The following is a 2,941-nucleotide window of genomic DNA, read 5'->3' as shown; positions in this document are numbered from 1 at the left end:
AGAAACGAGATTATGTAGAACGTTTCGCTTTTCGTCAACAGGTTTTTTACCGCATCGTGACAAACTCCAAATCACGACCACCTGGACCTCAATTCCCTGCGAGGGCCGTCCTGCATGGCTCTCCAGCTACCGGAATAGAACTGCGAATCCCCTACTTCCCGCTTCTCTTCGCCTCACCCAGAAGCGAAGAGGCCGAATTCTAGTGTGCCCTCACGGGTTGCGCAAGGGGTTTGTGAAAAGAATATCAAGCCGCAGGCCTTCCCTGGGGAATGGATCAGGAACGCGGCGTAAGCGCTGCGTCGAGGGACGCAAAGTAAAAACCCCGCGGACCGTTGCCGGGCGCGGGGTTTAATTACATCTGACTACTTCTTGAAGCTAATCTGGTGCCGGCTGCAGGACTCGAACCCGCCACCTTCTGATTACAAATCAACTGCTCTACCTGATGAGCTAAGCCGGCGAAGTCAGCGATATTACTTCATTTGACGACCTTGAGGTGAGCCCGGCCAGTGGATTTTGATCCATCGTCGTCGGGAGGCAACTCGTCGTCATCTCGTGTTGACGCGGCCGGTTCACGGCGTTCTATGCGCTCGGCGCCGCTCTCGTCCGGACCCAATTCCGATGAACGCGGTCCATCCAGACCCGAGACATCGGGCGCCGCGCCCAGTGCTGCGGGATCGACCGGAAACGCCATGCCCTGGCCATTTTCACGCGCGTAGATAGCGAGCACGTTGGCGACCTGCACCTCGATCTTGTGCGACTTGCCGGAAAACCGCGCGCTGAACTCAATCCACTCATTGCCCATCTGCAACTGGCTCGTCGCCTCGAAGCTGATGTTGAGCACGATCTCGTCGTTACGCACGAATTGCCGCGGCACGCGCGTTCCGTTATCCACACGAACTGCTATGTGCGGCGTGAAGCCGTTATCCGTGCACCACTCATAGAGCGCGCGCAACAGATACGGCTTGGTGGAGATTTCTTGCATCGGCTTGTCCTCTATCGATGCGAAACGCCGCCAGTCGACCCGGCGCGCTCCGCGATCGGATACGTCAGCGACGCATCACTTTTTCCGAAGGCGTCAGCGCTTCGATATAAGCCGGCCGGCTAAAGATCCGCTCGGCGTACTTCATCAAGGGCGCGGCGTTCTTCGACAGCTCGATGCCATAGTGATCCAGGCGCCACAGGAGCGGCGCAATGGCGACGTCGAGCATGGAGAACTCTTCGCCGAGCATGTACTTGTTCTTGAGAAAGATGGGCGCAAGCTGCGTCAGGCGATCGCGAATCGCGTTGCGCGCCTTCTCGTGATTCTTTTCGGCGGCTTTGCCCTTTTCGTTCTCGAGCGTGCCGACGTGCACGAACAGCTCTTTCTCGAAATTCAGCAGGAACAGCCGGGCACGCGCGCGCTGGACCGGATCGGCGGGCATCAGTTGCGGATGCGGGAAGCGCTCGTCGATGTATTCGTTGATGATGTTCGATTCGTACAGGATCAGGTCGCGTTCGACCAGAATCGGCACCTGGCCGTACGGGTTCATCACTGCGATGTCTTCGGGCTTGTTGAACAGGTCAACGTCGCGGATTTCGAAGTCCATGCCCTTTTCGAACAACACCAGCCGGCAGCGCTGGGAGAACGGGCAAGTAGTGCCGGAGTACAAAACCATCATGATTAAAAGTCCCTTCAGAAAACATAAGGGCCAGCGTGCGAAAAGCGCCTTCTGCGAGGCGCTTTGTCGACGCTGACCCACACCGATCGCGGCGTGTTATTTAATCTGCTTCCAGTATGCCGCGTTGAGGCGCCATGCCAAAAAGCTCAAAATTCCCAAGAACATCAGGACCCAGACGCCCAGCTGTTTTCGCGTCTGCTGGGCCGGTTCCGCCATCCACGAAAGGTACGAAACCAGATCGGCCATAGCCGAATCATAATCTACTGGCGACATCGTCCCCGGAGTGACTTGGGTATAACCCGCGAAATGTTTCACCTTTTCGCCAGTTTTTTCGTCGACTTCGGTATCGAATTTCGCCGTCCTTACACCCTGCAACTCCCACAGCACATGCGGCATTGCGACGTTTTCATATACCCGGTTGTTCCAGCCGGTCGGCCGGGTGTCGTCGCGATAAAAACTGCGCAAATACGTGTAGATCCAGTCCTTGCCGCGCGCCCTCGCCTCCACCGACAAATCCGGCGGCGCCGAACCGAACCACGCTTTTGCATCGTCCGGACGCATGGCGACGGTCATCGTGTTGCCGATCTTGTCCGTGGTGAACAGCAAGTTCGCCTGGATTTCCTTCGGATCGATGCCAATGTCCGTCAGCCGGTTGTAACGCATCAAATTCGCGCTGTGGCAATTCAGGCAGTAGTTTACAAACAATTTTGCGCCATGTTGGAGCGAAGCGAAATTTTCCGAACTGTCGGGCGCGGCGTCGAGCTGCGGGTTTTCTTGCGCGTGCGCCGGCGTCAAGCCGAACGCGACCAGCGACGCCCCGATCAGCACGAGGGCAGAGAGCCATTTTTTCATCGTTGTGTCTCCTGTGTCGACCAGAGTTGGCGCTGAGCGCCTTACCCTGGTCCCATGCAATCTGGCTGCGGCCATATCCCAAGCGAGGTCAATGCGGCTTGAACTGAACGCGGTCAGGCGGCTGCTTGAAGCGGCCGCGCGTCGTCCAGAAAGGCATGCCGAGGAAAAAGCCGAAATAAATCAGCGCGCATATCTGCGCAATCAACGTGCTGGCCGGCGACGGCGGTTTTGTGCCGAGATAGCCGAGCACGAAGAACGCGAACACAAAGACGCCGTAGAAGACCTTGTGGAAAAGCGGGCGGTATCGGATGGATTTGACCGGGCTCCGGTCAAGCCACGGAAGGAAGAAGAGCGATACCACCGCCGTTCCCATCACCACCACGCCCCAGAATTTCGATTCGGTCAGCGCCATGAACACGATCACGAGCAAC

3 protein-coding genes, 1 tRNA gene and 1 pseudogene are annotated in these 2,941 nt (G+C 57.4%); all 5 read right to left on the bottom strand.

Translation table 11 applies throughout. From position 1 onward, the window contains the following. Positions 1-381: 381 nt before the first annotated feature. Positions 382-457 (bottom strand) — tRNA-Thr (locus ACFFAR_RS29700). A gap of 18 nt (positions 458-475) precedes the next feature. Continuing rightward, the gene (locus tag ACFFAR_RS29695) at positions 476-982 is read right to left on the bottom strand and encodes a ClpXP protease specificity-enhancing factor (protein WP_062000424.1); all 507 of its coding nucleotides are present in this window, start codon (positions 980-982) and stop codon (positions 476-478) included. Between the two features lie 64 nt (positions 983-1,046). Continuing rightward, positions 1,047-1,658, bottom strand: coding sequence for a glutathione S-transferase N-terminal domain-containing protein (locus ACFFAR_RS29690; RefSeq protein WP_031362199.1), 612 nt, complete (start codon positions 1,656-1,658; stop codon positions 1,047-1,049). A gap of 96 nt (positions 1,659-1,754) precedes the next feature. After that, complete coding sequence (locus ACFFAR_RS29685) at positions 1,755-2,510, bottom strand: cytochrome c1 (RefSeq protein ID WP_375509063.1); 756 nt, start codon at positions 2,508-2,510, stop codon at positions 1,755-1,757. 88 nt (positions 2,511-2,598) lie between these two features. Then, positions 2,599-2,941: pseudogene (locus ACFFAR_RS29680) on the bottom strand (cytochrome bc complex cytochrome b subunit); the annotation flags it as partial.

Origin of the sequence: uncultured Caballeronia sp., from assembly GCF_964243625.1 — a bacterium.
Lineage (GTDB): Bacteria > Pseudomonadota > Gammaproteobacteria > Burkholderiales > Burkholderiaceae > Caballeronia.
The sequence above is the reverse complement of the archived record's forward strand: the minus strand, read 5'-3'. Positions and strand labels throughout refer to the sequence as shown.